This window comes from Rhodoferax ferrireducens (genome assembly GCF_003347515.1).
Taxonomy (GTDB): Bacteria; Pseudomonadota; Gammaproteobacteria; order Burkholderiales; family Burkholderiaceae_C; genus Rhodoferax.
This window is the reverse complement of the sequence record NZ_QEII01000269.1, coordinates 34,853-59,522: the sequence shown is the minus strand read 5'-3', so window position 1 is coordinate 59,522 and position 24,670 is coordinate 34,853. Positions and strand designations below refer to the sequence as shown.

General features: G+C 63.9%; 24 protein-coding genes. 11 read left to right on the top strand and 13 right to left on the bottom strand.

The features are described from left to right. The first annotated feature begins 143 nt into the window (after nucleotides 1–143). The 3 genes from egtD to selD all read left to right on the top strand — a co-directional run bounded on the left by egtD (nucleotide 144) and on the right by selD (nucleotide 3,295). Nucleotides 144–1,115, top strand: coding sequence for an L-histidine N(alpha)-methyltransferase (gene egtD, locus C5P05_RS11550; RefSeq protein WP_114969990.1), 972 nt, complete (start codon nucleotides 144–146; stop codon nucleotides 1,113–1,115). Nucleotides 1,116–1,188: 73 nt separating this feature from the next. Then, the gene (senB, locus tag C5P05_RS11545; RefSeq protein ID WP_114969989.1) at nucleotides 1,189–2,148 is read left to right on the top strand and encodes a selenoneine biosynthesis selenosugar synthase SenB; all 960 of its coding nucleotides are present in this window, start codon (nucleotides 1,189–1,191) and stop codon (nucleotides 2,146–2,148) included. Nucleotides 2,149–2,188: 40 nt separating this feature from the next. Further along, complete coding sequence (gene selD, locus C5P05_RS11540) at nucleotides 2,189–3,295, top strand: selenide, water dikinase SelD (protein WP_114969988.1); 1,107 nt, start codon at nucleotides 2,189–2,191, stop codon at nucleotides 3,293–3,295. Between the two features lie 31 nt (nucleotides 3,296–3,326). Here the strand turns inward: selD and C5P05_RS11535 are convergent, their stop codons facing one another. Further along, nucleotides 3,327–3,800 carry a hypothetical protein gene (locus C5P05_RS11535; RefSeq protein WP_232834463.1) on the bottom strand — a complete coding sequence of 158 codons (474 nt, stop codon included), beginning with the start codon at nucleotides 3,798–3,800 and terminating at the stop codon, nucleotides 3,327–3,329. Between the two features lie 277 nt (nucleotides 3,801–4,077). Between C5P05_RS11535 and C5P05_RS34960 the strand changes: the two genes are divergently transcribed. Beyond that, nucleotides 4,078–5,196 (top strand): beta/gamma crystallin-related protein, encoded by a 1,119-nt coding sequence (locus C5P05_RS34960; protein ID WP_114969986.1) that lies wholly within the window; start codon nucleotides 4,078–4,080, stop codon nucleotides 5,194–5,196. Between the two features lie 10 nt (nucleotides 5,197–5,206). Here the strand turns inward: C5P05_RS34960 and C5P05_RS11525 are convergent, their stop codons facing one another. From C5P05_RS11525 to C5P05_RS11515, 3 genes are all read right to left on the bottom strand, one after another. Next, entirely contained in the window at nucleotides 5,207–6,310 is a 1,104-nt protein-coding gene (locus C5P05_RS11525; RefSeq protein ID WP_114969985.1) for an FAD-dependent oxidoreductase, read from the bottom strand. A gap of 39 nt (nucleotides 6,311–6,349) precedes the next feature. Then, nucleotides 6,350–6,928 (bottom strand): DUF3047 domain-containing protein, encoded by a 579-nt coding sequence (locus C5P05_RS11520; RefSeq protein ID WP_157979306.1) that lies wholly within the window; start codon nucleotides 6,926–6,928, stop codon nucleotides 6,350–6,352. Nucleotides 6,929–7,075: 147 nt separating this feature from the next. Further along, nucleotides 7,076–9,262, bottom strand: coding sequence for an FAD-dependent oxidoreductase (locus C5P05_RS11515; protein ID WP_114969983.1), 2,187 nt, complete (start codon nucleotides 9,260–9,262; stop codon nucleotides 7,076–7,078). Between the two features lie 67 nt (nucleotides 9,263–9,329). On the opposite strand from C5P05_RS11515, the gene C5P05_RS11510 reads away from it, so the two are divergent. The 5 genes from C5P05_RS11510 to C5P05_RS11490 all read left to right on the top strand — a co-directional run bounded on the left by C5P05_RS11510 (nucleotide 9,330) and on the right by C5P05_RS11490 (nucleotide 11,555). After that, nucleotides 9,330–9,593: a BrnT family toxin gene (locus tag C5P05_RS11510; RefSeq protein WP_114969982.1), complete on the top strand. Its 264-nt coding sequence runs from the start codon at nucleotides 9,330–9,332 to the stop codon at nucleotides 9,591–9,593. Continuing rightward, a complete protein-coding gene (gene brnA / locus C5P05_RS11505) occupies nucleotides 9,583–9,852 on the top strand; it encodes a type II toxin-antitoxin system BrnA family antitoxin (protein WP_114969981.1) in 270 nt (89 codons plus the stop codon). The genes C5P05_RS11510 and brnA overlap by 11 nt, the downstream gene beginning before the upstream one ends. 16 nt (nucleotides 9,853–9,868) lie before the next feature. Further along, nucleotides 9,869–10,378 carry a hypothetical protein gene (locus C5P05_RS11500; protein WP_157979305.1) on the top strand — a complete coding sequence of 170 codons (510 nt, stop codon included), beginning with the start codon at nucleotides 9,869–9,871 and terminating at the stop codon, nucleotides 10,376–10,378. A 94-nt stretch (nucleotides 10,379–10,472) separates the two neighbouring features. Further along, nucleotides 10,473–10,922, top strand: a complete 450-nt coding sequence (locus C5P05_RS11495) for a hypothetical protein (RefSeq protein ID WP_114969979.1) — start codon at nucleotides 10,473–10,475, stop codon at nucleotides 10,920–10,922. A 141-nt stretch (nucleotides 10,923–11,063) separates the two neighbouring features. Further along, a complete protein-coding gene (locus C5P05_RS11490) occupies nucleotides 11,064–11,555 on the top strand; it encodes a phosphate-starvation-inducible PsiE family protein (protein WP_114969978.1) in 492 nt (163 codons plus the stop codon). Nucleotides 11,556–11,593: 38 nt separating this feature from the next. Here the strand turns inward: C5P05_RS11490 and C5P05_RS11485 are convergent, their stop codons facing one another. After that, on the bottom strand, nucleotides 11,594–12,199 hold the full coding sequence (locus tag C5P05_RS11485) for a CDP-alcohol phosphatidyltransferase family protein (RefSeq protein WP_114969977.1): 606 nt from the start codon (nucleotides 12,197–12,199) through the stop codon (nucleotides 11,594–11,596). Between the two features lie 28 nt (nucleotides 12,200–12,227). After that, on the bottom strand, nucleotides 12,228–12,848 hold the full coding sequence (locus C5P05_RS11480; RefSeq protein ID WP_114969976.1) for an ATP-binding cassette domain-containing protein: 621 nt from the start codon (nucleotides 12,846–12,848) through the stop codon (nucleotides 12,228–12,230). 178 nt (nucleotides 12,849–13,026) lie between these two features. On the opposite strand from C5P05_RS11480, the gene C5P05_RS11475 reads away from it, so the two are divergent. Then, nucleotides 13,027–13,611 (top strand): hypothetical protein, encoded by a 585-nt coding sequence (locus C5P05_RS11475; protein ID WP_114970186.1) that lies wholly within the window; start codon nucleotides 13,027–13,029, stop codon nucleotides 13,609–13,611. A gap of 30 nt (nucleotides 13,612–13,641) precedes the next feature. On the opposite strand, the gene C5P05_RS11470 is transcribed toward C5P05_RS11475, so the two are convergent. From C5P05_RS11470 to ftsY, 7 genes are all read right to left on the bottom strand, one after another. Next, nucleotides 13,642–15,891 carry an EAL and GGDEF domain-containing protein gene (locus C5P05_RS11470; RefSeq protein WP_114969975.1) on the bottom strand — a complete coding sequence of 750 codons (2,250 nt, stop codon included), beginning with the start codon at nucleotides 15,889–15,891 and terminating at the stop codon, nucleotides 13,642–13,644. Nucleotides 15,892–16,026: 135 nt separating this feature from the next. Further along, on the bottom strand, nucleotides 16,027–17,709 hold the full coding sequence (locus C5P05_RS11465) for an ABC transporter permease (RefSeq protein ID WP_232834445.1): 1,683 nt from the start codon (nucleotides 17,707–17,709) through the stop codon (nucleotides 16,027–16,029). A 62-nt stretch (nucleotides 17,710–17,771) separates the two neighbouring features. Beyond that, complete coding sequence (locus C5P05_RS11460; protein WP_114969974.1) at nucleotides 17,772–19,052, bottom strand: Hsp70 family protein; 1,281 nt, start codon at nucleotides 19,050–19,052, stop codon at nucleotides 17,772–17,774. Then, a complete protein-coding gene (locus tag C5P05_RS11455; RefSeq protein ID WP_114969973.1) occupies nucleotides 19,042–19,728 on the bottom strand; it encodes an alpha/beta hydrolase in 687 nt (228 codons plus the stop codon). Before C5P05_RS11455 ends, C5P05_RS11460 begins: the two co-directional genes overlap by 11 nt. 47 nt (nucleotides 19,729–19,775) lie before the next feature. Continuing rightward, nucleotides 19,776–20,810 carry a GGDEF domain-containing protein gene (locus C5P05_RS11450; protein WP_114969972.1) on the bottom strand — a complete coding sequence of 345 codons (1,035 nt, stop codon included), beginning with the start codon at nucleotides 20,808–20,810 and terminating at the stop codon, nucleotides 19,776–19,778. A gap of 41 nt (nucleotides 20,811–20,851) precedes the next feature. Next, a complete protein-coding gene (locus C5P05_RS11445) occupies nucleotides 20,852–22,093 on the bottom strand; it encodes an ABC transporter substrate-binding protein (RefSeq protein WP_114969971.1) in 1,242 nt (413 codons plus the stop codon). Next, on the bottom strand, nucleotides 22,090–23,169 hold the full coding sequence (gene ftsY / locus C5P05_RS11440) for a signal recognition particle-docking protein FtsY (RefSeq protein ID WP_114969970.1): 1,080 nt from the start codon (nucleotides 23,167–23,169) through the stop codon (nucleotides 22,090–22,092). The genes C5P05_RS11445 and ftsY overlap by 4 nt, the downstream gene beginning before the upstream one ends. Before the next feature lie 41 nt (nucleotides 23,170–23,210). On the opposite strand from ftsY, the gene C5P05_RS11435 reads away from it, so the two are divergent. Next, nucleotides 23,211–24,665, top strand: a complete 1,455-nt coding sequence (locus tag C5P05_RS11435) for a M16 family metallopeptidase (protein WP_232834444.1) — start codon at nucleotides 23,211–23,213, stop codon at nucleotides 24,663–24,665. The last annotated feature ends 5 nt before the right edge of the window (nucleotides 24,666–24,670 follow it).

Genomic DNA, 24,670 nt, shown 5'->3' with positions numbered 1-24,670 from the left:
ATTGATAGCGTGGGGCATGGGCGGGCAGAGGGGTAAAAATCGAGCCATGACAGGCCAAACGGTACATCATTCCGCTTAGGCGCGTCTGCGCTTAGACTTGACACCTCCCCCCGTGGCCACCCATGACAGGAAGGTTTCTGCATATGGCGTCAACTGCCTCTCGCGTGTTCGTCCCCCGGTTTGTCCAGCTGCACCATGGCAACGCCGCCGCCGTGCGCGCTGAGCTGGCGGCTGGATTGCAGGCCAGTGCGGCCTTCACGTCACCCAAATACTTGTATGACGCGCTGGGTTCGCGCCTGTTCGACGCCATCACCGAGCTGCCCGAGTATTACCCGACCCGCACCGAGGCCGCCATCTTCGACCGCCACGGCCCGGCCATGGCCGCTTTGATTCCGGTCGGTTTGACCCTGGTCGACCTGGGCGCGGGCAATTGTCAAAAAGCGGCGCGTCTGTTTGAGCTGCTGCACCCGGCGCGTTACGTGGCGGTGGACATTTCGGTGGCGTTTTTACGTGACGCCTTGACGGCGCTGCAGTGCCAGCACCCCGGGCTGGACATGCTGGGCGTGGGCCTTGACTTCTCGGCGCAGCTGACCCTGCCGCCCGACGCCGGTGAGGGCTCGCGCCTGGTGTTTTACCCCGGATCGAGCATCGGCAACTTCACCCCGGAGGACGCGCTGGTGTTCCTGCGCCAGGCCCGCCAGGCGGCGAATGGCGGCGCTGTGCTGATTGGCGTCGATCTGATCAAGCCGGTGGCGGTACTGGAGGCGGCCTACGACGACGCGCTGGGCGTGACAGCGGCTTTTAACCGCAGCCTGCTGCGCCACATCAACCATTTGCTGGGCAGCGACTTTGAGGTGGGGCAGTGGCGGCACCGGGCGCGCTTCAACGCGCAGGACGCCCGCATCGAGATGCACCTGGAGGCCCTGCAGGATCTGACAGTGCGCTGGCCCGGGGCGCAGCGCCATTTTGGCGAAGGCGAGCACATCCACACCGAGAACTCCTGCAAATACACGCCGCCGCAGTTTGACGCCCTGTTGCGCGAGGCGGGATTCTCCCGGGTTGAGCAATGGCGCGACGAGCAGGACTGGTTTGCCGTGTTTCTGGCGCGTGATTGAGGGTCAGCATGATGACTATTAAATTTATAGCTGCTTGCGCAAAGTGGACGGGGGCTGGAGGCCTAATTCGTTCATGAATCGGCCGCACGTCCTGATCATCAGTCCGGCCCTGGCCGAGGCCAACAACGGCAACTGGCAAACCGCCAGGCGCTGGTCCAACATGCTGCGCCCGCTGTACCGCATCACCATCGCCCGTCAGTGGCACGGGGAGGGCGCTGACGTGATGCTGGCGCTGCATGCGCGCAAGTCAGCGCACGCCGCGCTGGCTTGGGCGCAGGCCAAGGGCTCCGACACGCTGGCGGTGGTGTTGACCGGCACCGACCTGTACCGAGACATTCAGGCCGATCCTTCGGCCCAGCTCGCCCTGCAACTGGCCGGTCAACTGGTGCTCTTGCAGGAGCGTGGAGCCGACGCCCTGCCCGAAATCCGGCGCCACAAGGCGCGCGTGATTTTTCAGTCCGCGCTCCGGCGCGTCACGCTCGTCAAAACCGGTCGCCACCTGCGCGCACTGATGGTGGGCCATCTGCGCGATGAAAAAGACCCCCTGACCTATCTGAGCGCGGCGGCGCGCCTGAGCATGCGTCCCGACATTCAACTCGACCACATCGGCGCCGTGCTGGAGCCGGCCTTGGGGCAAGCGGTGCAGCTGGCCACCAGCCATTACCCGCAGTACCGCTGGCTGGGCGGCCTGACGCATGCGCAGACCCGCAGCCACATCCAGCGCGCCCATGTGCTGGTGCACCCCAGCAAAATGGAGGGCGGCGCGCAGGTGATTCTGGAGGCGGTGCAAAGCGGCACGCCGGTGCTGGCCTCGCACATCGACGGCAATGTGGGCATGTTGGGTCCGGACTACGCCGGCTATTTCGCCTTGGGCGATGATGCGGCCCTGGCCGCGCTGTTGCAGCGCTGCCGCGACGAGGCTGATTTTTTACCCCTGCTGCGCCAGCAATGCGAGGCGCGCGCGCCCCTGTTTGAGCCGCAGCGTGAGCAGACCTTGCTGCGCCAGCTGGTCGCGCAATTGGCGGCCACCTGATCTGTAGAACAAAATACCTGACGATTTACCGGAAAACGACATGAGCAACACATCAACCACACCCAGCGGCGCCGGCATCCCCAGCCACGCCACCCATCCCGCCAGCCAGCCGCGCCTGACCAGCCTGTCCCATGGCGGTGGCTGCGGCTGCAAGATCGCGCCGGGCGTGCTGTCTGAAATCCTCAAAGGCATCACCGCCATGCCGATCCCGAAGGAATTGCTGGTTGGCATCGAGACCGCGGACGACGCCGCCGTGTACCGGCTCAACGACGAGCAGGCCCTGATTGCCACCACCGACTTCTTCATGCCCATCGTCGACGACCCGTTTGACTTTGGCCGCATCGCAGCCACCAATGCCATCTCCGACGTCTATGCCATGGGTGGCAAGCCGATTCTGGCGCTGGCGCTGGTCGGCATGCCGATCAACGTGCTGTCCACCGAGACCATCGCCAAAATTCTCGAAGGCGGCGCCTCGGTCTGCCGCGCCGCCGGCATCCCGATCGCCGGGGGCCACACCATCGACTCGGTAGAACCGATTTACGGCCTGGTCGCCCTCGGCCTGGTGCACCCCAGCCGCGTCAAGCGCAATGCCGATGCCCAGGTGGGCGACCGGTTGATCTTGGGCAAGCCGCTGGGCGTGGGCATTTTGTCGGCCGCGCTCAAGAAAGAAAAGCTCGATGCCGCCGGCTACGCGCAGATGATCGCCGTCACGACCCAACTCAACACCCCGGGTCCGGATCTGGCCGCGCTGGCCGGCGTGCATGCCATGACGGACGTCACCGGTTTTGGCCTGGCCGGCCACGCGCTGGAGATCGCGCGCGGCGCCGGCGTCACCGTGCAAATCGACTGGGCCCGCGTGCCCTTGCTGCACGGCGTGCGCGAGCTGGCTTTGCAAGGCATGGTGACCGGCGCGTCGGGGCGCAACTGGGCCGGCTACGGTCACGACATCGGCTTGCCCGCCGGCTTTGCCGCGGTGGACCAGGCCTTGTTGAGCGACCCGCAAACCAGCGGCGGCCTGCTGGTGTCGTGCGCGCCCGAGGCGGTGGACGCGGTGCTGACCATTTTCAAGCAACACGGGTTTGATGCCGCCTGCGACATTGGGGCCATAGCGGACGGCGCGGACGGCGCGAAGCTGCTGGTGCGCTGAGGGCCGAGGCGCGAAGCTGGCGCCCACGCCCTTAATTACATTTTTTGTAAAGCGCGTACTGCCGACCGTTCCAGCGCCACACCGGAAAGCAATTGCCCGGACCGCCGATCTCGATGTCGGGGTAGCCTCTGTTCTTCGTCTTCAGCACGGAGTAGACGCCGGGAAAACCGAACTGGGGTGTCCAGCGGCCGTTGCGGCCCTTGATGTACAGATTCATGTGAACGCCGGCCATGCCACCGAGACAGCTGCCATGCACGCTGGTGAACACCTCCGGCCGGCCGTCGCCATTGAGATCGACGACTTCGGCGTCAAAGTCCAGCGTGGCATTGCAGGCGAGGTCGAAGTACTGGCCGTGGGTCGCCTTGAGCTTGCCGCCGGTGGCCTCGGCAACCACCTTGGCGTTGGCGGCCTCACCGGCGTTTGGCGCCGCATGGAGAGCCAGCGCCAACGATAGGCCTAGCGCCGCCAGAAGCGCCGTCGTCGTGCGTGGTCGGGAAGGGTGCATGGCGGTCAAGTTGGATTCTGGCTTCACAACTGGACATTAAATTCAGGGATGGCAACGGGCGAATTGACAAAACACAAGCGGGGCAAGGTTGCGGCCCACGGTTTCCCCGGCCGCGTAACCAGCTCCTCGATCTCCAGCGGTTTCCTTGTGTGCGACGCCACACAGACGCCGGCCCGGCCTTGGGCGATAGTGGCTGTCATGTTGCCCGGCAGGCGTGAATGCCAGCACGGGTCCGGTGGGCATTTGCCGCCCGCCATAACTTCCACAGGAGCTATCCATGAATACAGTCATAAAAAACGCGTTGGCGGTGGCCGCGGTGGCCATCGCGACGCAAGCCGTCGCCCAGGTCACTTTGTACGAACAGAACGGTTTTCAAGGCCGCTCTTTCACCACGGAGAGGCAGCTCGGCAATCTCGAACGCAATGGTTTCAACGACCGCGCCTCGTCAGTCGAGGTGGTCGGCGACCGCTGGGAAGTCTGCGAGGACGTCCGTTTCAATGGTCGCTGTGCCGTCTTGCGGCCCGGCCGCTATCCGTCCTTGGACGCGATGGGCTTGAATGACCGCGTTTCATCGGTTCGGGCGGTCAGAAGAGGAGATTATGTCGATGACCGTCGCTATGCCCCCATGCCGGCACCCGCGCCGGCGCCCGTGCCCGGGCAGGTAACGTTTTACGAGCGTGAAGGTTTTGGCGGGCGCTCTTTCACCACCGACCGGCCGATCGACAACTTTGAGCGTCTTGGCTTCAATGACCGCGCCTCGTCGATCGACGTGGTAGGCCAACCCTGGGAGGTTTGCGAAGAAGATCGCTTCAACGGTCGTTGCGCCGTGTTGCGTCCGGGCCGCTATCCCACCTTGACGGCGATGGGGCTGGACAACCGGATTTCATCGGTGCGCCATGTGAACCAGCGCGGCGAGGAGCCGCGTTATGTCCCCGCGCCTGTGGCGGTGCCCGACTACCGCCGGCGCAACGACGAGCGGCTGTATGAGGCCAATGTGACGTCGGTGCGTGCGGTGCTGGGCGCCCCCGAGCAGCGCTGCTGGGTCGAACGTGAACAAGTCGTGCAGGAACGGGGCGCTGCCAACGTCCCCGGCGCGATTGCCGGCGCCATCATTGGCGGCATTCTGGGTCACCAGGTCGGCGGCGGAACCGGCAAGGATCTCGCCACCGTCGGCGGCGTGGTCGCCGGCGCGGCCGTGGGCGCCAATGTGGGCCGCGGCGACGCGGCACCCGCGCCAGCGCAGAACGTGCAACGGTGTGAAAACGTCCCCAGCCAGGCCCAACCCCAGTATTGGGACGTCAGCTACAACTTCCGGGGCCAGGAACATCGCATTCAGATGACCTCCCCACCCGGCGCCACGGTGACCGTCAACGAGCGGGGCGAGCCCCGCAGGTAAGCGCCAGCGCTCAGTCCCGGCGATAGCGCTTGATGAACGAGCGGTCAATCCAGTCCTTCAGGCGCCACACCCAGCGTCCCTGCGCTGAAAATGGCCCCCAGCTGGCGATCGCCTCTTCGTCGCCGCAGGACAGCAGGTTCAAGGTATTGGCGGGCGGCAGGTGCGGACTGGGCTCCAGGCCGGCGACGGCGGCGGCCAGATTCTTGAGCAAGGCCGGCCCGGCGCGCACCGCGTAGACGCCGCTGCGCGCCAATGGCTGGTCCACGCGTGTGCTGACATCGCCGGCGGCGAAGACATAGGCATGGCTGCAGGAGCGCTGGCAGGCGTCCACCGCGATGAAACCCTGTTCGTCCAGCGCCAGCCCACTGCCCACCAGCCAGGCCGGGGCCTGCGCGCCGGTGGCAATCAAGGGCACGTCACAGGCCAGCCGGGCGCCGCTGGCCAGCGCCACCTCGCCCAATTGAATGCCCACGGCCGAGTCGGACAGGATGGTGATGCCGCGCTGCGTCAGGGCATTGGCCAGGCGTTGTTGCACGGCCGGTGTGTAGTTGGCGCCCAGGGCGGCCTCACCGGTGACGAGGGTGACGGAAGAGGTCGGCAGCCGGTGCCGGATGGCCATGGCCAGTTCGATGCCGGCCGCACCGCCGCCGATGACCGCCACGCGCAGGGCCTGGCTTTGCGCCAGCTCGGTCACGCGCGGCCACAACGCGCCAAAGGCCTCGATCGGGCGCAGAAACAGGCCATGTTCACGGGCGCCTGGCATCAGCTGTTCAATCTGCTTGCGGTCCTGCACCGGTCCGGTGTTGACCGACAGCCAGTCAAAACTGAGCGCGCTGCCGTCGTCCAGGGTGAGGCTGCGGGCGTCGGCATCCAGCGCCGTGGCGCTGCGCGCCAGCCAGCGGATGCCGGTGTTTTTCAGCAGTGGTTCGAGCTGAATCACGCAGTCCTCCAGCGCATAGTGCCCGGCCACAAAACCCGGCACCATGCCCGAATACAGCTGGCGCGGATAGGGCGCGACCAATGTGATCTGAACACCGGGCAGAGGCTGGGTTGCCAGTGTGGACAGCACGTGAATGTGGGCGTGGCCAGCGCCAAGCAGGACCAGATGTTTCATGAGTTGGAGTCCGGGGTGAGGATTGACCTAACTTTCACGCTAAGGAAGCCAACGCAGATGGCTAAGGTAGGCCAAGCTTTTGTCTTGGGTATTGTCGCTGTCCGCGCCCACCGCCACCGCAATCACGGATGGTGTGTGCGGGCTTTCTCCGCCGAACAGCTGCTGAAAATCGTCGGCCACCTGGCGCCGCTGCGTCAGCCACTGGCACGGTGCCGCCCCGCGACCGTCCAGCACGATGTAGCGCACGCGGGCCGTGTAGGGGTTGGCGCCGTGGGTACCGGCGGGGTAGCGGCTGTCCCACACATAGCACAGGGTGGCGCTGGGCATATCCTGGCCGGTGGCGGCGCGCGCCAGCGCCAGACTAGCGCGCTGCAGCAAGGGGATGTCCGCGCCAGGCTGGTCGAACATGACGCAGACCTTGAGCGCGGCGTCGTCACCGGTCTTGGTGGCCAGATCGGCGCGCGCCAGCGGCTGGTCCACACGCCAGCGCCATGCCAGTTGCGCCGGGGGTGGACCTTGCCATGCGTGGGTCAACACGCCATAAGACTTGTCGGTGCCGACTTGCAGGACGGTTTCGCCGCCAAGCCGGGTTGAGTGCGGTCGAGCCGGCCATGGCAAAGGACGCCAACACGGACGGTGGCGCTGTTCCAAACCCGGTCGGTATCGTTAAATTTTGAGAAAATGAGGCTGTAGCCCCCGTCTCTAGTGCGCAGACAGCTATTAAAAATGTAGCATACCGGTCCCGCTTGGCGTGGCGTCGCATCATCAACCGCGCCGCCACTGGTGATATCGGGCGACCCACGCCAGCAAGCGCTCGGGCTGGTGCGTCCGCTTCCAGGCGCCGGCCGCGTATTTGTTGGCCTCGGACAGCGTGGGGTAGGTGTGGATGGTGCCCAGAATCTTGTTCAGGCCCAGGCCGTGCTTCATGGCCAGCACGTACTCGGCCAGCAAGTCGCCGGCCTGCGGGCCGACGATGGTGACGCCCAGAATTTTGTCCTTGCCTGGCACCGTGAGCACCTTCACAAAGCCGTGCGCCTGGCTGTCGGCGATGGCACGGTCCAGCTCGCCCATGTCGTATTTCGTGACTTCATAAGCGATATTCTTCTCCTTTGCCTCCTGTTCATTCAGGCCGACGCGCGCCACCTCGGGGTCGATGAAGGTGGCCCAGGGGATCACCGTGTAATCGGCCTTGAATTTCTTGAAGATACCAAACAGCGCATTGACCGCGGCGTACCAGGCCTGGTGCGCCGCCACATGGGTGAACTGGTACGGCCCGGCCACGTCGCCGGCGGCGAAGATATTGGGGTAAATGGTTTCCAGGTAGGCGTTGGTTTGCACGGTGCGCCCGGTCTCGATGCCCAGTTCTTCCAGCCCGTAGCCGGAGAGTCGCGCCACGCGGCCGACGGCGCACAGCAGGGCGTCGAACTCGATGCGTATCTCCTGACCTTCATGTTCCACGATGAGTGTTTTGGCCTCCATCGACTTCTCGCAGCGTAGCGCCTGGTGCCCGGTCAACACGCGCACGCCGTCGGCCTGCAGCGACTGCTGCGCCAGCGCCGACACGTCCGCATCCTCGCGCAGCAGCAGGCGCGGCGCCATCTCGATTTGTGTCACTTGCGCGCCCAGGCGCTGGAAGCTTTGCGCCAGCTCGCAACCGATCGGCCCGCCGCCCAGCACCACCAGGCGCTTCGGCACCGCATCCAGCTGGGCGAAGGCGTCCCACAGCGTGTCGCTGGTCACAAAACCCACCTCCTCGATGCCGGGCAGAGGCGGCACAAAGGGGCGCGCGCCGGCAGCAATCACGATGGCGCGCGTCGTCAGTCGCTGCACTTGCGGCGCGGCGTGCGGTCCGCTGCCGCTGGGCTTGAGCGTGATCTCCACCGTCCAGGGATTCACGATTTTGGCGTAGCCCTGCAGCACCTCTACACCCAATTCGGTGTAACGCGCCACGCTGTCGTGCGGCTCGATCGCGGCGATCACCGCGTGAATCCGCTGCATGACCGCCTTGAAGCTGAAGACGGGCGCGGTGTCGGCCAGGCCGTACTGTGCACCGTGCTGCATCTGATGCGCCAGCCGGGCGCTCTTGATCAGGGCCTTGCTCGGCACGCAGCCATAGTTCAGGCAGTCGCCGCCCATTTTGTGGGCTTCGACCAGCGTGACCCGGGCCTTGACGGCGACGCCAATATAGGCGGCCACCAGGCCGCCGGCACCGCCACCAATCACGATCAGGTTGCGGTCAAATCTGGCGGGTTTCAGGTGTTTCCAGCGCGCATAGACCTGACGGCGTTTGAGCAGTTCTGTGACCTGGCGCGCCAGCAGCGGAAAGAGGCCCAGCAAGACGAAGGAGCCCAGCAAGGCCGGGCTCAGGATGCCCTGCAGCGAGTCCAGCCGCGCCAGTTGTGTGCCGGCATTCACATAGACCACGGTGCCGGCCAGCATGCCGAGCTGGCTGACCCAATAAAAGGTGGCGGCCTTCATCTGCGTCAGCCCCATCGCCAGGTTGATGACAAAGAACGGTACCAGCGGCACCAGGCGCAGGGTAAACAGGTAGAAGGCGCCCTCGCGTTTCACACCCCGGTTGAACTCGGCCAGGCGCTGGCCAAAGCGGGCCTCGATGCTGTCGCGCAGCACAAAGCGCGCCGCCAGAAAGGCCAGCGTGGCGCCCAGGCTGGAGGCAAAGGACACGATCAGCGTGCCCCAGCCCAGGCCAAAGATGGCGCCGCCGGCCAGCGTCAAGATCACGGCACCGGGGAAGGACAAGGCGGTGGTGGCGACGTAAATGACAAAGTAAGTGCCGATTACCAGCAATGGTTTGGCGGCGTACAGGCGCTCGAAAGCGGCCTGGCTCTGCTTGAGGTAGTCCAGGCTCAGGAAGCGGCCCAGGTCCAGCGCGAAATACAGCACGACCAAGGTGGCCAGCACCAGCAGCAGAATGGCTTTTTTCTTGTTCATGGCACAGGTTCCAGGTGAAGCCAGCGGATTGGTGAATTGGCACCAATTACGGTATAGTTTATATACTATGAACGTCTTTGAATTTGATGCCGTAAAAAGTGAATCCAATCGTTCAAAGCACGGCATTGACTTTGTGGAGGCTCAGTACCTCTGGAATGACCCGATGCTGCTGGAGATTCCGGCAAAGACTGATGACGAACCGCGATATCTGGTGATTGGGCTTATTGATGGGAAACATTGGTCCGCCGTCATTACCTACCGGGGGAGCAATATTCGATTGAGATCCGTTCGTCGCGCACGCACAGAAGAGGTGGCACTGTATGAAAGCTAAAGATTTCGAGCAACGATTTGACGAGGGTGTCGACATCTCAACGTCCTCGGATTTATCCAAAGCCAAACGCGTTTTGCAGGAGCAAAAGCGCGTGAATGTCGATTTTCCCACCTGGATGATTGATTCTTTGGACCGGGAGGCCAGCAAAATGGGTGTTACGCGGCAGTCAGTGATCAAGGTCTGGCTGGCTGAGCGCTTGGAAGCAAGCGCTTCCAGCTTGCCGTTCCAACGAACGCGCGCAGGTACCGCGCAACGCTGAACTTCGGTCGTGCACGGTGAGTCCCGCTCTTTTTATTCTCGGCACGTCGCATACGTTGCAATGCGGCACTGTGGATGAGGCGAAGACTGCGGCTTTTCAAATGGAGCTCCACCGCATTTGCGCCTGCGAAAAGATCGCACGTATCGCGGAGGAGATGAGCGCAACGGGGCTTGCGTACCATGGCGTTACTACCACCATCGGAATGCGCGTGGCAGAGAAGCTGTCGATCGGGCATCACAACATTGATCTCGAACCTGAACAGCGGGCGGCACTATCGCTGGACGATGGTCCGATGCTAAATATAGTGATCGGCGGCAACTTTTCAGATGGAGGTCGTCGATTTCGAGATGCGTTCAACACACTTGGCGACGGCGTGCGCGAGCGCTGCTGGATTGGTCGTATTCTGGCGCGAGAAGAATGGCCGACCTTGCTCGTGTGTGGGGCTAATCATTCCTTATCTGTCGAACAGTTATGGCTTTCCTTGAGATTGCCGGTGACCCTGGTTCACCAAGACTATGAGCCTTAACATGTGTCATTCAAATGGAACGTCCAAGGGCATCCGGCAGTTACGCTACCTCATAATTTTTGTCGCCAATTATTTTCGTTAAGGGGGCAGGGGCATGGACGATCTCACTAAAATTTTGCTGACATCATCTTTTACAGCCATTGGAGCCATTGCTGTTTTCGTGGCAAGTCAGCTTCTCGGGAAATTGGTTATTGAGCCGGTCCAAGACCTGAAGAAGCTCCTGGGTGAAATTCGGCACGCGCTTGTGTTCCACGCGCAAGCTGTCTTCACACCAGTCGGCGACTGCGCCGGAGAAGATAAAGCGGCCGAGGCATTTCGGAAGTCGACTTGCGATTTGCGTTCCAAGTTGGGCTCTGTACCTTTCTATGACCGCTGGGCTACGGTCTCCCAGGGTTTCCTGCCGATGCGGAAAGATGCTTTCGAGGCATCGAAGGAATTGATTGGCCTTTCGAATTCTGTTCACCAACAGAACAGGTCAGAGATAAATGCAAAGCGTGTTACCAAGATCGAACGACTGCTTGGGTTCGAGATGATGGAAGAGTAGGTTGGCAATGACGCCGAAACTGGTCAATGGATGCACCCGATAGTGCGCCGTAGCCTTTCAATCGAGAGGACCTGCCCCGGCAAGCGTGGGTCACGCCTCTCATCTTAAAAATTAGAACGCAAACCAAGAACGGAGCGACAAATGGCAACCAAACATCACGCGTCCCAAAAACTCCTGGCGGAAACACGTGAGCAATGGCCACTCCTGTCACTGTACGAGCGCTTCGAGCAGGTTGTGGCGATTGTTCTCAGTCTCGTGATCGCAGTGGTCATCGCTCTGGCTCTCGTGCAACTGCTCATTCGCATCGTCCCGCTGTTGGTGAGCGGTGCCATCGATCCACTGGACCATGAAGCCTTTCAAGCGCTCTTTGGCATGATCATGACGCTGCTCATCGCCATGGAATTCAAGCATTCGATCATTCGCGTTGCACTACGGCGATCGAGCCTCGTCCAGGTCAAGACCGTCGTGCTCATCTCGCTCATCGCGTTGGGTCGCAAGTTCGTCATTCTTGATACCAAAGCCACGAGCGCGAGCACCATTGCTGCGCTGGCGGGCGCAACCCTGGTCCTCGGGCTGGTTTACTGGCTGCTGCGTGAGCGCGACGACCGTCTCACAGACGGCGAAGACGGTTAGCTCGACAATGCGTCAGTCCGTGACGCAAAACTCGGGCCTCATGAAAAAGCCCGCCAGCCCCACCACAGGCGGGTAATCACGGTGACGCCGCACAGCAGGGCAAACACATAGGCCAGCTCAATGAAATAAGCCGGCCAGAAGCACATGGCGGCGAAGACGGCCAGGGTTTCCGTGGCCTCCGTCAGACCGCCCAGGAAGTAAAACGACTTCTCGGGGTAGGCCACGCTCGTCATGCCGCGCTTGGTCGCAATCACCGCAAACGCCAGAAAGCTCGACCCCGTGCCCACAAAGGCCGCCAGCAGCACTGCGGCGGGCAAGGCATTGCGGGCCGGGTCACTGAGCGCAAACGCCAGCGGGATGCTGGCGTAAAACAGAAAGTCCAGCGCAATGTCCAGAAAGCCGCCGCGGTCGGTGGGATGCGTCAGGCGCGCCACGGCGCCGTCCAGTGCATCGCATAGTCTTGAGATAAATATGGCTGAAGCCCCCGTTAGATAAGCGCCATTAGCTATTAAAAGAGCAGCAGACAGACCGATTAAAAAACCCGCGATCGTGATTTGGTTGGCGCACACACCGTAGCGCTGCAGGACTTTGGCGAGTCTGTTCACAAACGGTTTGAGCAGGGCGGTGGCGGCACGGTCGAGCATGGAGCAGGGTTGGCGAGTGAGCGATGGGTCAGAGAAGGGTCAGGTGGGCCGGGTCGGCGACGTCGGCATCGTCGTGCGTCACCATCAGTACCGGAATTTGGCGTTTTCTGACGAGTTCGAACACAAAGTCGCGCATGCGCTGGCGCAGGGCGACATCGAATTTGGAGAAGGGTTCGTCCAGCAACAGCGCCCGGGGCTGTGCTAGCAGCGCCCGCATCAGCGCCACGCGGGCCCGTTGACCGCCCGAGAGCGTGGCCGGATCGGCGTCGGTAAAGGTCTGCATTTCCAGATCCTGCAGGCCCCGCGCCACACATGCCGCACGCGCAGCCCGGGCGCCGGGCGGCACGGCAAACAGCAGGTTCTCCGCCACCGTCATGTGGGCGAACAGCAGATCGTCCTGAAACAGGATGCCAACATGGCGCCGTTCGGTGGGCAAGTGGTCGATGCGCCTGCCATCGAGGGCAACACTGCCCTCAAACGCCATGCCGTCCGGCAAAGTGCCACAAATGGCCGCCAGCAGACTCGACTTGCCCGCGCCGCTGGCGCCCATCACGGTGTGAATGACGCCGCTGGGCACGTTCAGATGCAGCTGGCGCAGCAGCACGTGGCTGGGGCTGGACAGCTGGATCAGCTGGATATCAAGGCTCATGGTTGTTCTTTTTTGCGTTGTAAACCTCGTGGCGGGCCGGAATTCCTGATTCCTTGCTTGACCTAATGCCATCATCTCCGATTTTCAGACCGGTTTGGGCGGCAGGCTGATAATGAACCCTTGGTTGCCGGTCCCGACTGGCTGCTTGTCTTTTTACATCTTTGAGGGAGCAATTCTGATGAAAAAACTATTGTTGGTGACACTATTGGCGCTGGCCTGCGGCGCTCAGGCGCAATCTTCCGCCGCCAAGAAAGAACTGGTGGCCAAGGTCTTGCAGTTGCAGCAACCCGGTATCGAGCTGGCCGGGCAAGCCTTGGCCGAGCGCCCGGCCGCGCAGTTGATGCAGCAGGCCGGCATCGCCTTGCAGACCAAAGTGGCGCCCGAAAAGCGCGAGGCCGTGGCGAAAGAGATTCAGGCCGACGTGAAGAAATACACCGATGAGGCCGTGCCGCTGCTGCGCGATCGCGCCGTCAAGCTCGCCCCCACCACCATCGGTCCTGTACTGGAAGAAAAGTTCACCGAAGACGAGCTCAAGCAACTGATTGCCATCATCGAGTCACCGGTCAATCGTAAATTTGCGCAGGTGACCGGCGAGCTGCAAAAGACGCTGGTCGACAAGCTGGTGGCCGACATGCAGGGCACGATCGATCCGAAAGTGAAGGCCCTTGAGTTGTCGATTGGCCAGCGCCTGGGCCTGTCACCCACATCGGCCGCGCCGGTGTCCAAGACCGCCAAGCCGCCAGCCAAAGCCGCCAGCAAATAAGCGGGGGCTGAGGGCGCACATCGGCAGCGCTCAGGGCTGCCGATGTGCGCCCGACCCGGCGACCTGGTCTTGCACAAACCGCTCGAACGCCAGCGCCGGCATGGGACGACTGAAGTGGTAGCCCTGCGCCTCGTTGCAGCCCCGCGCGCGTAAAAACGCCAGCTGGCCCTCGGTCTCTACGCCTTCGGCGATGGTTTTGAGCCCCAGGCTGCTGGCCATGCTGATGATGGCCCCCACGATGGCCTTATCGTCGGGGTCTTCGGTGATGTCACGCACAAACGACTGGTCAATCTTGAGTTTGTAGACCTGAAAACGTTTGAGGTAACTCAGGGATGAGTAGCCGGTCCCAAAGTCATCGATCGACATGCGCACGCCACGCTGGTGCAGATCATTCATCACGGCCATGGCTTCCAGCGGGTGGGTCATGGCCGCACTCTCAGTCAACTCCAGTTCCAGCAACTCGGGGGCCAGGGCGGAATCGGCCAGGATACGGGTGATGAGTTGCGGCAGCTCGGCATGGCGAAACTGGACCGCTGACAAATTGACCGCCATGGTGATGGGCGTCATGCCGCATTCAATCCACTGGGCCAGCTGGGCCAGGGCCGTGCGCAGGACCCATTCGCCAATCGGCAGCATCAGGCCGCTGCTCTCGGCAATCGGAATGAATTCGACCGGTGACACGGCACCCAGTTCCGGATGCGTCCAGCGCAGCAAGGCCTCGGCGCCGACGGTTTGACCGGTTTCCATCGAGATTTGCGGCTGGTAATACAGTTCCAGTTGCTGGCGCTCCAGCGCGCGGCGCAAGGCGTTGTCCAGCAGCAGGGTGCGCTCGGAATAGGCCTGTATCTCGGGCGTGAAGAAGCGGTAGCTGTTGCGCCCGTCGCCTTTGGCGCGGTACATGGCGGCATCGGCGCATTTGGACAGGGTTTCCAGATCCGATCCGTCCTTGGGGTAGAGCGCAATGCCGATGGATGGCGTCACGGTCAGCTCATGCTGTTCAATCTGGATCGGCAGCAAGGCTGCGTGCAGCAACTTCTGCGCGACATGCGCCGCACCGGTCGCATCGGTGTCGGGCAGCAGCAAAATGAACTCGTCGCCGCCCAGGCGCGAGACCGTGTCTTGCTCGCGCACGGTGGATTTCAGGCGGGTGGCCAGTTCAACCAGCACTTCGTCTCCGACGCGGTGGCCCAGGGAGTCGTTGATGTTCTTGAAGTGGTCCAGATCCAGAAAGATCAGGGCAACGGGTTGATGCCCGCGCTGCGCAACGCTCAGGGCATGGTTGCAGCGGTCGTTCAGCAGCAGGCGGTTGGGCAGCCCGGTGAGCGGGTCGAAATGGGCCAAGCGCTGGATATGGGCTTCGGCCTCTTTTTGCTCGACGACTTTTTTCTCCAGCGCCAATACGGTGCGACTGAGTTCCTGGGTGCGCAGTTCGACCAGTTCTTCGAGGTCCGCGCGGGCTTGCAGCAATTCGTTTTCGGCTTTTTTTCGCGCCGTGATGTCCATGGAGATCCAGATCGAGCCCTGGCTCAGGTCGGTGGGGTCAATCGCCTTGGCGCGCACTTCGCAATGAATGGGCGAACCGTCTTTTCGGCGTAACAGCATCTCGCCTTCATAGGCGAGACCGGCGGCAAGGGGGGCGTAGCATTGCTGCCGGGCGTCAAGCCAGTTCTGCTCCGTCATGTACCAGCGCCGCGACGAGCTGCCGTGCAGCTCGCCTGCGTCATAGCCCAGCAGCTCCTCGAAACTCCGGTTGCAGCGGGTGACGGTGCGGTGGCGCAGAAACACGATGCCGACCATGGCATTGTCCAGAATCAGGCTTTGCTCGGTCAAGACCGACTGGAGCTGCGCATGGGCCGCTTTTTGCTCGCTGATGTCGTCCACGATCCAGATCGAGCCCTCGTCGGTGTCCGCCGGGTTGACGAGTTTGCCGGTCAGGTGGGTCCAGAACAACTGGCCGTCGCGGCGCTTCATCAGCACCTCTGACTTATGGGCCAGGCCCCGGATCATGACCGGATAAGCGGCTTCGCCCAAGGCGTGAAATGCCGCCTGGTCCGGGTACAGCGACATGCTGGCGCTGCCCAGAATGTCGGCCGCCTCGGCATGGCCATACATCTGCGCGAAGCGCTGGTTGCAGCGGATCACCTGACGATGCTTGATGAACACGATGCCGACGCCAGCGCTGTCCAGCACGACTTGCTGCTCGCGCAGCGCCAGCCGCAACTGCGCCAGGGTGTCGCGGCGCCCGGTGTGAGCCTCGGGGTGGGTGATGGTTGCGGGCATAGGGCCGGTGTCTGATCGGAAAGTCGTGTGTGAAGAGGTGCTGCATTGTCCCGCATCTGACCTGGCGGGACCCTAGGTATTCGCCCGAACATCGATCAGGCTTTTCGCATCCCTGTGCTTTAGGGAAATAGGGCTCTAGTCCTTATCCTGTATGCGTTGATAGCTATTACTTATGTAGCGCCTGGGCTGCCCCAGCCACGCCGCCAGAGCCCACACCAGCACCGGCAGCAGCCATTGCAGCCAGGCGTAGGCCGAGGTGAGAGAGCGTTGAGCGCCGGCGGCCAGGGTCACGGCCTCGGTGGTCACGGTGGCAAAACGCCCGGCGCCGATGAACAGCGTGGGCAGGTACTGCGCCACGCTGACCGCAAATCCGATGGCAAAGCTGGACGCCAGGGCCGCGCGCAGCAGCGGCCATTTCACGCGCCACAAGAACACCGCCCGTCCATGGCCCAGTGAGGCGCTGATGTGCCACAGGCGGGCGTCAAAACCGGTGTAGGCCGGGCTCAGCGCCAACAGCACGTAGGGCACGGCGGCCAGGGTGTGGGCCAGCCACACGCCGGCCCAGGTGGCGTCCAGGCCCAGGCGCAAGCTCATGGCGTGCAGACCCGCCACCCACAGCACCGGCGGCAGTACCAGCGGCAGATACAGCACGGGTCGCAGGCGCTCCACCAGACGCGGCGGCGCGCATTCCAGCCAGGCGAGCGACCACAGCAGCGCGGCCAGGGCGCTGCCGCCCGCCAGGGTTAGCGTGGTGCCCACCGTCGAGAAACTGGCCCAGACCGACGTCCAGGCGTGCGTGGTGTAGGTCTCGGGCAATAACTGCGGGAAAGGCCAGCTGCCCGCCACGCTGCCCACGGCGAGCGCCAGCATCACCGCAAGGTACAGGCCCATCAGCAGGGCAAAACCGGCGACCCCGCTGCCGGTCGGCGTGATCCGCTGACGGGTGGCGCCGCGCCCGCCGGTGCTCCAGCGCCTGCGCCAGATCGGGAGACGGGACAGCCGCCACAAGCCTGCCGCGACCAGCGCCAGCACCGCCGCCAGTGTCCAGGCCGCAGCCGCCCCTTGCGCATTGAGGGTCACATCGGCATCGAGCAGCCACTGCCAGGCCAGCACCGCCAGGGTGGGCGGCGAGGTGGGGCCGATCACCAGCGCCAGATCGACCACCGTCAGGTTGTAGGCCAGCACCGCTAACATCGGCCAGCGCAGGCGCGGCCAGAGCTGCGGCCACAGCACGCGCCACCAGGCGTGGCTGCGCGAGTAGCCCATGCTGCGGGCGAGCAGCAGTTCGCGCGTCCAGTTGTGGGCCACGTCGGCGCGCTGCAGCTGGGTGGCGGCGGCCCACAGCAGGAACGGCACTTCCTTGGCCACCAGCACCGCGATCAGGCCCAGGCCCCAGGGGTCTTGCGTGGTAGGCCAGGGTGGCGGCTCGGTCATTCCAGTGGCCCAGGGCGACAGGGCGCGCAGCAGCCAGCCGCTGGGGGCGATCAAAAAAGCCAGGCCGATGGCAAAAGCCGCATGCGGCACGGCCAGCAGCGGGCTCAGGCGCCGCGCCAGCCGCGCCCAGGCCGGACCGGGAAAGTGATGGGCGAGCAGCCACGCCGCCAGCATGACCGAGAGCGCGCTGGCGAGCAGGCCGGTCCACAAACTCAGGCTAAGCGCCTGCCCGGTTTGCGGGTCGGCCAGCAGCGTGCGCCACGCCGCGCCCTCCAGGCCCGCCGCCACCGCGCCCCATAAGCTCCAGGCCAGCGGCAGGCCCAGCGCGGCCAGCAACAGGGCGGCACCAAGGCGGGGGTGCGCGTCAGGCGGGCTGGTTTTCAAGCTGTATCTTTAAGGAAAATTGGCCTCTAGCCGGCTTGGAATAAGCGCGGAGAGCTATTGAATTAGTAGCTGCTGACGGCGCCGGCGTAAGCCAGGCCGGCGGCCACGCCGCCAAAGCGGTCGCCCGGCATCAGGGTGGCGTCGGGCATGGCCACCTGCAGAGCGTCCATCAGCGGCTGCAGCGCCGAGGAGCCGCCGGTGAGGTAGACCACGTCCACGGCCGTCAGGCCCGAGGCCTGCACGCACTGCAGGGCGCACTGCACCACCTGGTCCAGCGCCTGCGCCAGCGCCTCGCCCATGCTGGGCGCGGTGATGAACGGGACCAGCGCCTGGTCCAGAAACTCCAGCTCGACGGCAGCGGGTTTATGCGACAGCGAACAGGCGATCTTGGCCACTTCGACACCGGCCAGGATGCGGTGCCCGTGCTGCTCTTCCAGCACCTGCATCAGGCGCTTGTGCAAGGCCTGATCGGCGTACGAGGTCCACAGCTCGCGCGCAAAGTGCATGTTTTTGCGCGAATAAGCGTGGTGGATCAGGTGCCAGGTGCAGAGGTCGAAAAACACGCTGTTGGGCACCGGACGCCCGGCCGGGCCGATGTGCTTGTGACCCAGCAGCGGCATGACGTGGCTGAGGTTGAGCAGGCGGTCGAAGTCGGTGCCGCCCAGGTGCACGCCGGTGGTGGCCAGGATGTCGCTGCTGCGGTCGCGGGTCTGGCGCCGCTCCGGACCCAGACGAATCACGGTGAAGTCGGAGGTGCCCCCGCCGATGTCCACCACCAGCGCGATGGTCTCCTTGCTGACGCGCTGTTCGAAGTCAAACGCGGCGGCGATGGGTTCGAGCTGAAAATCGATGTGGCTGAAGCCGGCCGCCTGCGCGGCGCGCCCCAGGGTGTCCTGCGCCAGCGCATCGCGAGTGGCGTCATCGTCCACGAAATGCACCGGGCGCCCCAGCATGGCGCGCTCGATCGGGTGGCCGACATGGGCTTCGCAGCGGGCCTTGAGTTCCTTGAAGAACAGGGTCACGATGTCAAAAAAGGGCGTGGACTGGCCGTTCACCAGGGTGTGCTCGTCCATCAGCTTGCTGCCCAGCAGGCTCTTGATGGAGCGCAGCAGGCGCCCCTCCACGCCCATGAGATAGGCCTGCATGGCCTGCGAGCCAAACAGGGTGGTGTGGGTTTCGTTGGAGAAAAACAGGGCGGTGGGCATGGCCGCTTTGAGGCCGTCTAGCGGCATCACATTCAACTGGCCGTCGGCCCCCAAGAGCGCGGCCGCCGAGTTGGAGGTGCCAAAGTCAATGCCGAGAACAGGGCCGGGTGCGCGTGCTTTCAATGTTTCAAACTGCATCGCTGCCCTGGTTCAGTACGCGGGCCAGAAAGGCCGATAAATCCGCGACTTCGCGCGGGTGCACGCTGTGTTGCATGGGGTAGCTGTGCCATTGCACTGCGTAGCCCAGCTGGCCGAGCAGATCGCGCGAGGCTTCGCCGCGGGCGGGGATGACCACCGGGTCCATGCTGCCGTGGGCCATGAAGATGGGGGTGTCGGCGTTGGCTGGCGCGCGTTCCGCCGCGAAGCTGTCGGCCAGGGGCAGGTAGCCCGACAAGGCCATGATGCCGGCGAGCCGCTGGGGGAAGCGCAGGCCGGTGTGCAAGGCCATGGCGCAGCCTTGCGAGAAGCCGGCCAGCACGATGTTGCGGGCCGGGATACCGCGCGAGATTTCATGCTCGATCAACAACGAAATGGCGCGGTCGGATTTCTGGATGCCGGCGGCGTCCTGGCGGCTGACCAGGTCGGCTCCAAAAATGTCGTACCACGCTGGCATGACGTAGCCGCTGTTGAGCGTGACCGGAATGCTGGGCGCGTGCGGAAACACAAAGCGGATTGGCGGGCAGGCGCTGAGGTCGAGTTCGGGCACCAGGGCGGCAAAGTCGTTGCCATCGGCCCCCAAGCCGTGCAGCCAGATGACGGCGGCGGTGGGGTGGGGTGCGCTTTCTATTTCAATGCGGGGGAGCAGGATATTCATGGCGCGCAAGTGTACCCAGTGTGGCCGCTGGCGTGCAGCGACCGGCGCTAAAACAGCTCCATGTCGCCCACGTTGACCGCCTGCTCCACCAATTCACCGCGGGCGATCAAGCCGGCGTAACTGCACACCTGGTTGCGTCCATGTTCCTTGGCGTAGTAGACCGCCTTGTCGGCGCGCTCAAAGGCACCGCTGGGGGTGTCGCCGGTCTTGACCTCGGAAAAACCGATGCTGATGCTAATGTGGCCCACCTGGGGGAAGAGGTGTTTTTCGGTGGTGGTTCTGAGCCTTTCCAGCGCGCCCGCGGCTTCCGACTCGCCGTTGCAACGCATCAGCACGACAAACTCCTCGCCGCCGAAGCGATACAGCTGGTCGTGAAAGCGAAAACAGGCGCGCATCAGGCGGGCCAGCAACAGCAGCACTTCGTCCCCGATGAGGTGGCCGTAATTGTCGTTGACCCGTTTGAAGTGGTCGATGTCAAGCATGGCCAGCCAGTAGCTGCCGATGGCGTGCGTCATATTGCGACGGTCGTCCTGCGAGTTGACCACTGCCAGGTTTTGCTCGATCGTGGCCTTGAGGAAAGCGCCGTCAAAAGTTTTGCGGTTGAGCAGTTCAGTTAGCGCATCGCGTTCGCCGTAATCCAGCAGGTTTTGAAAATTAAGGTAAAGCCGAAGCACGCCACTCAACAGGATATGGGATTGCGCAGTCAGCGCTTCGTTCGTCACAATCTCCAACACCCCGCTGGCGCCGGGATTGCCGGTGAGCGGGAAAACCGTGACACTGGTTTCCCCGTCTGTTTGCGTGACCTGCCGCGAGGCGACCGCTTGCTCGCGCAGGGGATGCGCGGCCAACTTGGGCAGCAAGTCCAGTTTGGACCACGCTGAATCGGAGGTCGGCGCCAGCTGACTGGCCCCCATTTGCGCCGTGGTGAGCCAGCGTTCATTGCCCGCATCACCCACCACCCGACAGATGGCCACCGTTCGGGGTTGCACCAAGTCATTGATGGTGCTCACCAAGGCGATGTCGAGTGCGTCCCGGTCCCGCAGGGCGGTCAGATCGGCCAGTTTGTCGACGAGTTCAGTCATTCGCGCAGTTTACAGTGTGGCCAACTTCGCAGCGCCCTATTTCATCCCGCCTGGCCGTAGCGCCGGATCCATTCCCGTTCCAGCGGATTGACCCAGCTGCCGTGCGGTTCCGGCAGGGTCGGCATGACTTTGTCGACCTGGCCCGGCAGTGCCCGGGCGGCAAAGCGGGCGCGCTCCGCAGGCGGCAGTTTGTCCAGCGCCAGCACGGTGGGGTCGCCCCACTGGGCGATATCGGCCTTGCGCGCTTGCGCCTCGGGACTGAGCAAAAAATTAGCCAGCACCTGTGCGCCTTCCTTGGCCCGGGCATTGAACGGAATCGCCACAAAGTGCGTGTTGCCAATCGTGCCACTATTGAATTGATAGCTTAAGACGCTGGCAGGCAGGCGGCTGGCGGCTATTTCGTTCGCAGCTTCATTGGGGTTGAAGGTGAAGGCCAGCAACAGCTCCCCATCGGCCATCATCTGGCGCACGGCGGCCGCGTTCTGCGGAAACTGCCGTCCGGCGCGCCACAGGTGCGGGTGCAGCGCGTCGAGAAAAGTCCACAGCGGTGCCCCTGCCTTGGCCAGGGCCTCGGGGGTGACGGCTTGGTAGAGCGCGCCGCGCTCGGCATTGACCTCCAGCAGCACCTGCTTGATGAAGGTACTGCCGTGAAAGTCGGGTGGGCGTGGGTAGGTGACGCGCCCGGGGTGGGCTTTGGCAAAGGCCAGCAGCTCGGCCATGCTACGCGGCGGATTCGGCACGCGTTTGGCGTCGGCAAAGAAGGTCAACTGCGCCATGCCCCAAGGCGCTTCCAGGCCCTCGACCGGCTCGGAAAAGTCGATGCGGGTGGTGGGCTTGCCCTGCAGGTCCACGTAGGCAAAGTTCGGCAGGCGCTCGGCGAATGGGCCAAACAGCAGGGCCTCGCGCTTCATGGTCAAAAAGTTTTCGCCATTGATCCAGACCAGATCCACCGAGCCGTCCGTCACTTTGCCGGCGGCTTTTTCATTGCGCACGCGTTTCACGACCTCTGCCGTGTCGGTGATCTTGACGTGTTCCAGGGTGACGCCAAAGCGCTTTTGCAGCTCGGCGCCGGCCCACTGCAGATAGGCGTTGATGTTCTGGCTGCCGGCCCAGGCGTTGAAATACACGGTTTGGCCGCGGGCCTTTTGTTCGATGGCGGACCAAGCGGTGGCGGTTTGCGCCAGCACTGGCATGGCCAGACCGGCGCCCAAGAGCGCGAGGGCCTGGCGGCGGGACGGGTGACCCACTTTTACAACTTTCACGTTGAAGACGGGGTTGCTCATGACAGCAGCGCCTGCGCAAACTCGCGCGCATTGAAGGTTTCCAGGTCTTCCAGCTTCTCGCCGACGCCGATGAAATACACCGGAATCGGCCGCTCGCGGGCGATGGCCGCCAGCACGCCGCCCTTGGCCGTGCCGTCGAGCTTGGTGACGATCAGGCCGGTGAGCTGCAGCGCGTCATCAAAGACCTTGACCTGGCTGAGCGCGTTTTGCCCGGTGTTGCCGTCAATCACCAGCAAGACTTCATGCGGCGCCGTGGCGTCGGCCTTTTGTACCACGCGCTTGATTTTTTTCAGTTCTTCCATCAGGTGCAACTGGGTTGGCAGGCGGCCCGCCGTGTCCACCAGCACCACGTCGCGTCCGCGCGCCTTGCCGGCGCTGACCGCGTCAAAGCTCACGGCCGCCGGGTCGCCGCCTTCCTGGCTGATGATGTCCACCGTGGTGCGTTCGGCCCAGACGCTGAGCTGCTCGCGCGCGGCGGCGCGAAAGGTGTCGGCAGCGGCCAGCAAGACGGTGGCGCCATGCTTGGCCAGGTGGCGCGTGAGTTTGCCAATCGAGGTGGTTTTGCCCGCGCCATTGACGCCGGCGACCATGATGACGGTGGGTTTGTGCTGCCCGATGACCAGGGCTTTTTCCAGCGGCAGCAGCAGGCTGGTGATGGATTCGACCAGCAAGCCCTTGACGGCAGCCGGGTCGGTGGCTCGTGCGTCCTTGACCCGGCGTTTCAGGTCGTCGAGCAGATGCTGCGTCGCCTTGACGCCGGTGTCGGCCATCAGCAGGGCTGATTCCAGGTCCTCATACAAGGCGTCGTCGATGCGCGTGCCGGTGAAAACGGTGGCGATGCTGGAGCCGGTCTTGCGCAGGCCGACTTTGAGCTTGTCCAGCCAGTTCTTGCGCTCCGGCGCGGCGCTGACCGGTGGCGGGGTGACGGCGCTGGGCGGCAGGGATGCGGCGTCCGGGACAGCGACCTTGGACGGTGCTGTCGCGGCGGGTGTTACAGACGGCGTGCCCGCGGGCGCAGCAGGCTCGGCAACGGGGGGCGTAGGGGCAGGGGGCTTTTTTTTAAAAAAACTGAACATTGTGTGGGTTCATAGAATCACACCATTCTATGAAAAGACCCATGCCACGAACCTTACCCCGCCTGCTGGCCCGCCAGTTGGCACCTGTCTCGCTCGTTTTGTGCCAGCTGTTGAGCCTTCCGGCCCAGGCGCAATCCCCGACCCCGGTAGAACAATTCACCTTGCCCAACGGCTTGACGGTGATTGTCAAACCCGACCGGCGCGCCCCCACGGCGGTTCACATGCTGTGGGTCCGGGTCGGCTCCATGGACGAAGTCGATGGCACCTCGGGCGTGGCGCATGTGCTGGAGCACATGATGTTCAAGGGCACGCCTGCGGTGGCACCGGGCGAGTTCTCGCGCCGGGTGGCAGCCCTGGGCGGGCGCGAGAACGCCTTCACCAGCAAGGACTACACCGGCTTTTACCAGCAGATTCCCGCCAATCGGCTGGAAGACGTGATGAAGCTCGAAGCCGACCGCTTTGCCAACAACCAGTGGGCCGATGAAGAGTTTGCCAAGGAGCTGGAAGTGGTCAAGGAAGAGCGCCGCCTGCGCACCGAAGACAGCCCGCGCGCCCTGCTGGGGGAAGCCTTGAACGCCACTGTTTTTGTGGCTTCGCCGTACCGGCGGCCGGTGGTCGGCTGGATGAGCGATCTCGATGCCATGACGCCCAACGATGCGCGCGAGTTTTACCGGCGCTGGTATGTGCCCGCCAACGCCGCCGTGGTGGTGGCGGGGGACGTGGATGTGGCGCAGGTGCGCCGCCTGGCCGAGAAATACTATGGCGCCGTGCCGGCCCGAGCGCTGCCGGCACGCAAGCCGCGCAGCGAGCCGGCGCAAATGGGCGTGCGGCGCATGGATTTCAAAGCGCCTGCCGAGCAGGCCTATTTGTCGATGGCGTTCAAGGTGCCCGGTCTGCAGTCGCTGGACGAGGCCTTGGGCATCGCCCCGGCCGGCGTTTCGCCGAACCCGCCAGCCGGTGATTCGGACGCGCTGGCCTTGACCGTGTTGGCCGCCGTGCTGGACGGCTACAGCGGGGCGCGCCTGGACAGGGCGCTGACGCAGGGCGAGCAGCGGGTGGCGGACAGCGTCGGCGCCTACAACGGTTTGTGGGGTCGCGGGCCGCAATTGTTCGTGCTGGCTGGCGTGCCAGCGCAGGGCAAGACGGTGCAGCAAGTGGAGGCGGCCTTGCGCGAGCAGGTGGCGCGCATCGCCCGTGACGGGGTGACCGAGGCCGAACTCAACCGCGTCAAGACCCAGTGGGTGGCGAGCGAAATCTACAAGCTCGATTCGGTGTTCAACCAGGCCCGCGAGCTGGGCAGCAACTGGGTGCAGGGGCTGCCGCTGGACGCGGAGGAGCGGCTGATCGCCCGCCTGCGTGCGGTCAGCGCCGAGCAGGTCAAGGCGGTGGCGGCCAAATACTTTGGTGACGACCAACTCACGGTGGCGGTGCTGCAGCCGCAACCCCTGGACAAGACCCGCAAGCCGCGCACGCCCCCGCCGGGCGCCCGGCACTGAGTGCC

What these genes read in the sequence shown, in the direction of transcription:
- C5P05_RS11490 (WP_114969978.1), top strand. Translation starts at nt 11,064, where the DNA reads ATGGCAACCAAACATCACGCGTCCCAAAAACTCCTGGCGGAAACACGT.
- C5P05_RS11525 (WP_114969985.1), bottom strand. Translation starts at nt 6,310, where the DNA reads ATGAAACATCTGGTCCTGCTTGGCGCTGGCCACGCCCACATTCACGTG.
- C5P05_RS11460 (WP_114969974.1), bottom strand. Translation starts at nt 19,052, where the DNA reads ATGCAGTTTGAAACATTGAAAGCACGCGCACCCGGCCCTGTTCTCGGC.
- C5P05_RS11470 (WP_114969975.1), bottom strand. Translation starts at nt 15,891, where the DNA reads ATGCCCGCAACCATCACCCACCCCGAGGCTCACACCGGGCGCCGCGAC.
- C5P05_RS11435 (WP_232834444.1), top strand. Translation starts at nt 23,211, where the DNA reads ATGCCACGAACCTTACCCCGCCTGCTGGCCCGCCAGTTGGCACCTGTC.
- egtD (WP_114969990.1), top strand. Translation starts at nt 144, where the DNA reads ATGGCGTCAACTGCCTCTCGCGTGTTCGTCCCCCGGTTTGTCCAGCTG.
- selD (WP_114969988.1), top strand. Translation starts at nt 2,189, where the DNA reads ATGAGCAACACATCAACCACACCCAGCGGCGCCGGCATCCCCAGCCAC.
- C5P05_RS11480 (WP_114969976.1), bottom strand. Translation starts at nt 12,848, where the DNA reads ATGAGCCTTGATATCCAGCTGATCCAGCTGTCCAGCCCCAGCCACGTG.
- C5P05_RS11445 (WP_114969971.1), bottom strand. Translation starts at nt 22,093, where the DNA reads ATGAGCAACCCCGTCTTCAACGTGAAAGTTGTAAAAGTGGGTCACCCG.
- ftsY (WP_114969970.1), bottom strand. Translation starts at nt 23,169, where the DNA reads ATGTTCAGTTTTTTTAAAAAAAAGCCCCCTGCCCCTACGCCCCCCGTT.
- C5P05_RS11510 (WP_114969982.1), top strand. Translation starts at nt 9,330, where the DNA reads ATGAACGTCTTTGAATTTGATGCCGTAAAAAGTGAATCCAATCGTTCA.
- brnA (WP_114969981.1), top strand. Translation starts at nt 9,583, where the DNA reads ATGAAAGCTAAAGATTTCGAGCAACGATTTGACGAGGGTGTCGACATC.
- C5P05_RS11450 (WP_114969972.1), bottom strand. Translation starts at nt 20,810, where the DNA reads ATGACTGAACTCGTCGACAAACTGGCCGATCTGACCGCCCTGCGGGAC.
- C5P05_RS11475 (WP_114970186.1), top strand. Translation starts at nt 13,027, where the DNA reads ATGAAAAAACTATTGTTGGTGACACTATTGGCGCTGGCCTGCGGCGCT.
- C5P05_RS11495 (WP_114969979.1), top strand. Translation starts at nt 10,473, where the DNA reads ATGGACGATCTCACTAAAATTTTGCTGACATCATCTTTTACAGCCATT.
- C5P05_RS11515 (WP_114969983.1), bottom strand. Translation starts at nt 9,262, where the DNA reads ATGAACAAGAAAAAAGCCATTCTGCTGCTGGTGCTGGCCACCTTGGTC.
- C5P05_RS11485 (WP_114969977.1), bottom strand. Translation starts at nt 12,199, where the DNA reads ATGCTCGACCGTGCCGCCACCGCCCTGCTCAAACCGTTTGTGAACAGA.
- C5P05_RS34960 (WP_114969986.1), top strand. Translation starts at nt 4,078, where the DNA reads ATGAATACAGTCATAAAAAACGCGTTGGCGGTGGCCGCGGTGGCCATC.
- C5P05_RS11455 (WP_114969973.1), bottom strand. Translation starts at nt 19,728, where the DNA reads ATGAATATCCTGCTCCCCCGCATTGAAATAGAAAGCGCACCCCACCCC.
- C5P05_RS11535 (WP_232834463.1), bottom strand. Translation starts at nt 3,800, where the DNA reads ATGCACCCTTCCCGACCACGCACGACGACGGCGCTTCTGGCGGCGCTA.
- senB (WP_114969989.1), top strand. Translation starts at nt 1,189, where the DNA reads ATGAATCGGCCGCACGTCCTGATCATCAGTCCGGCCCTGGCCGAGGCC.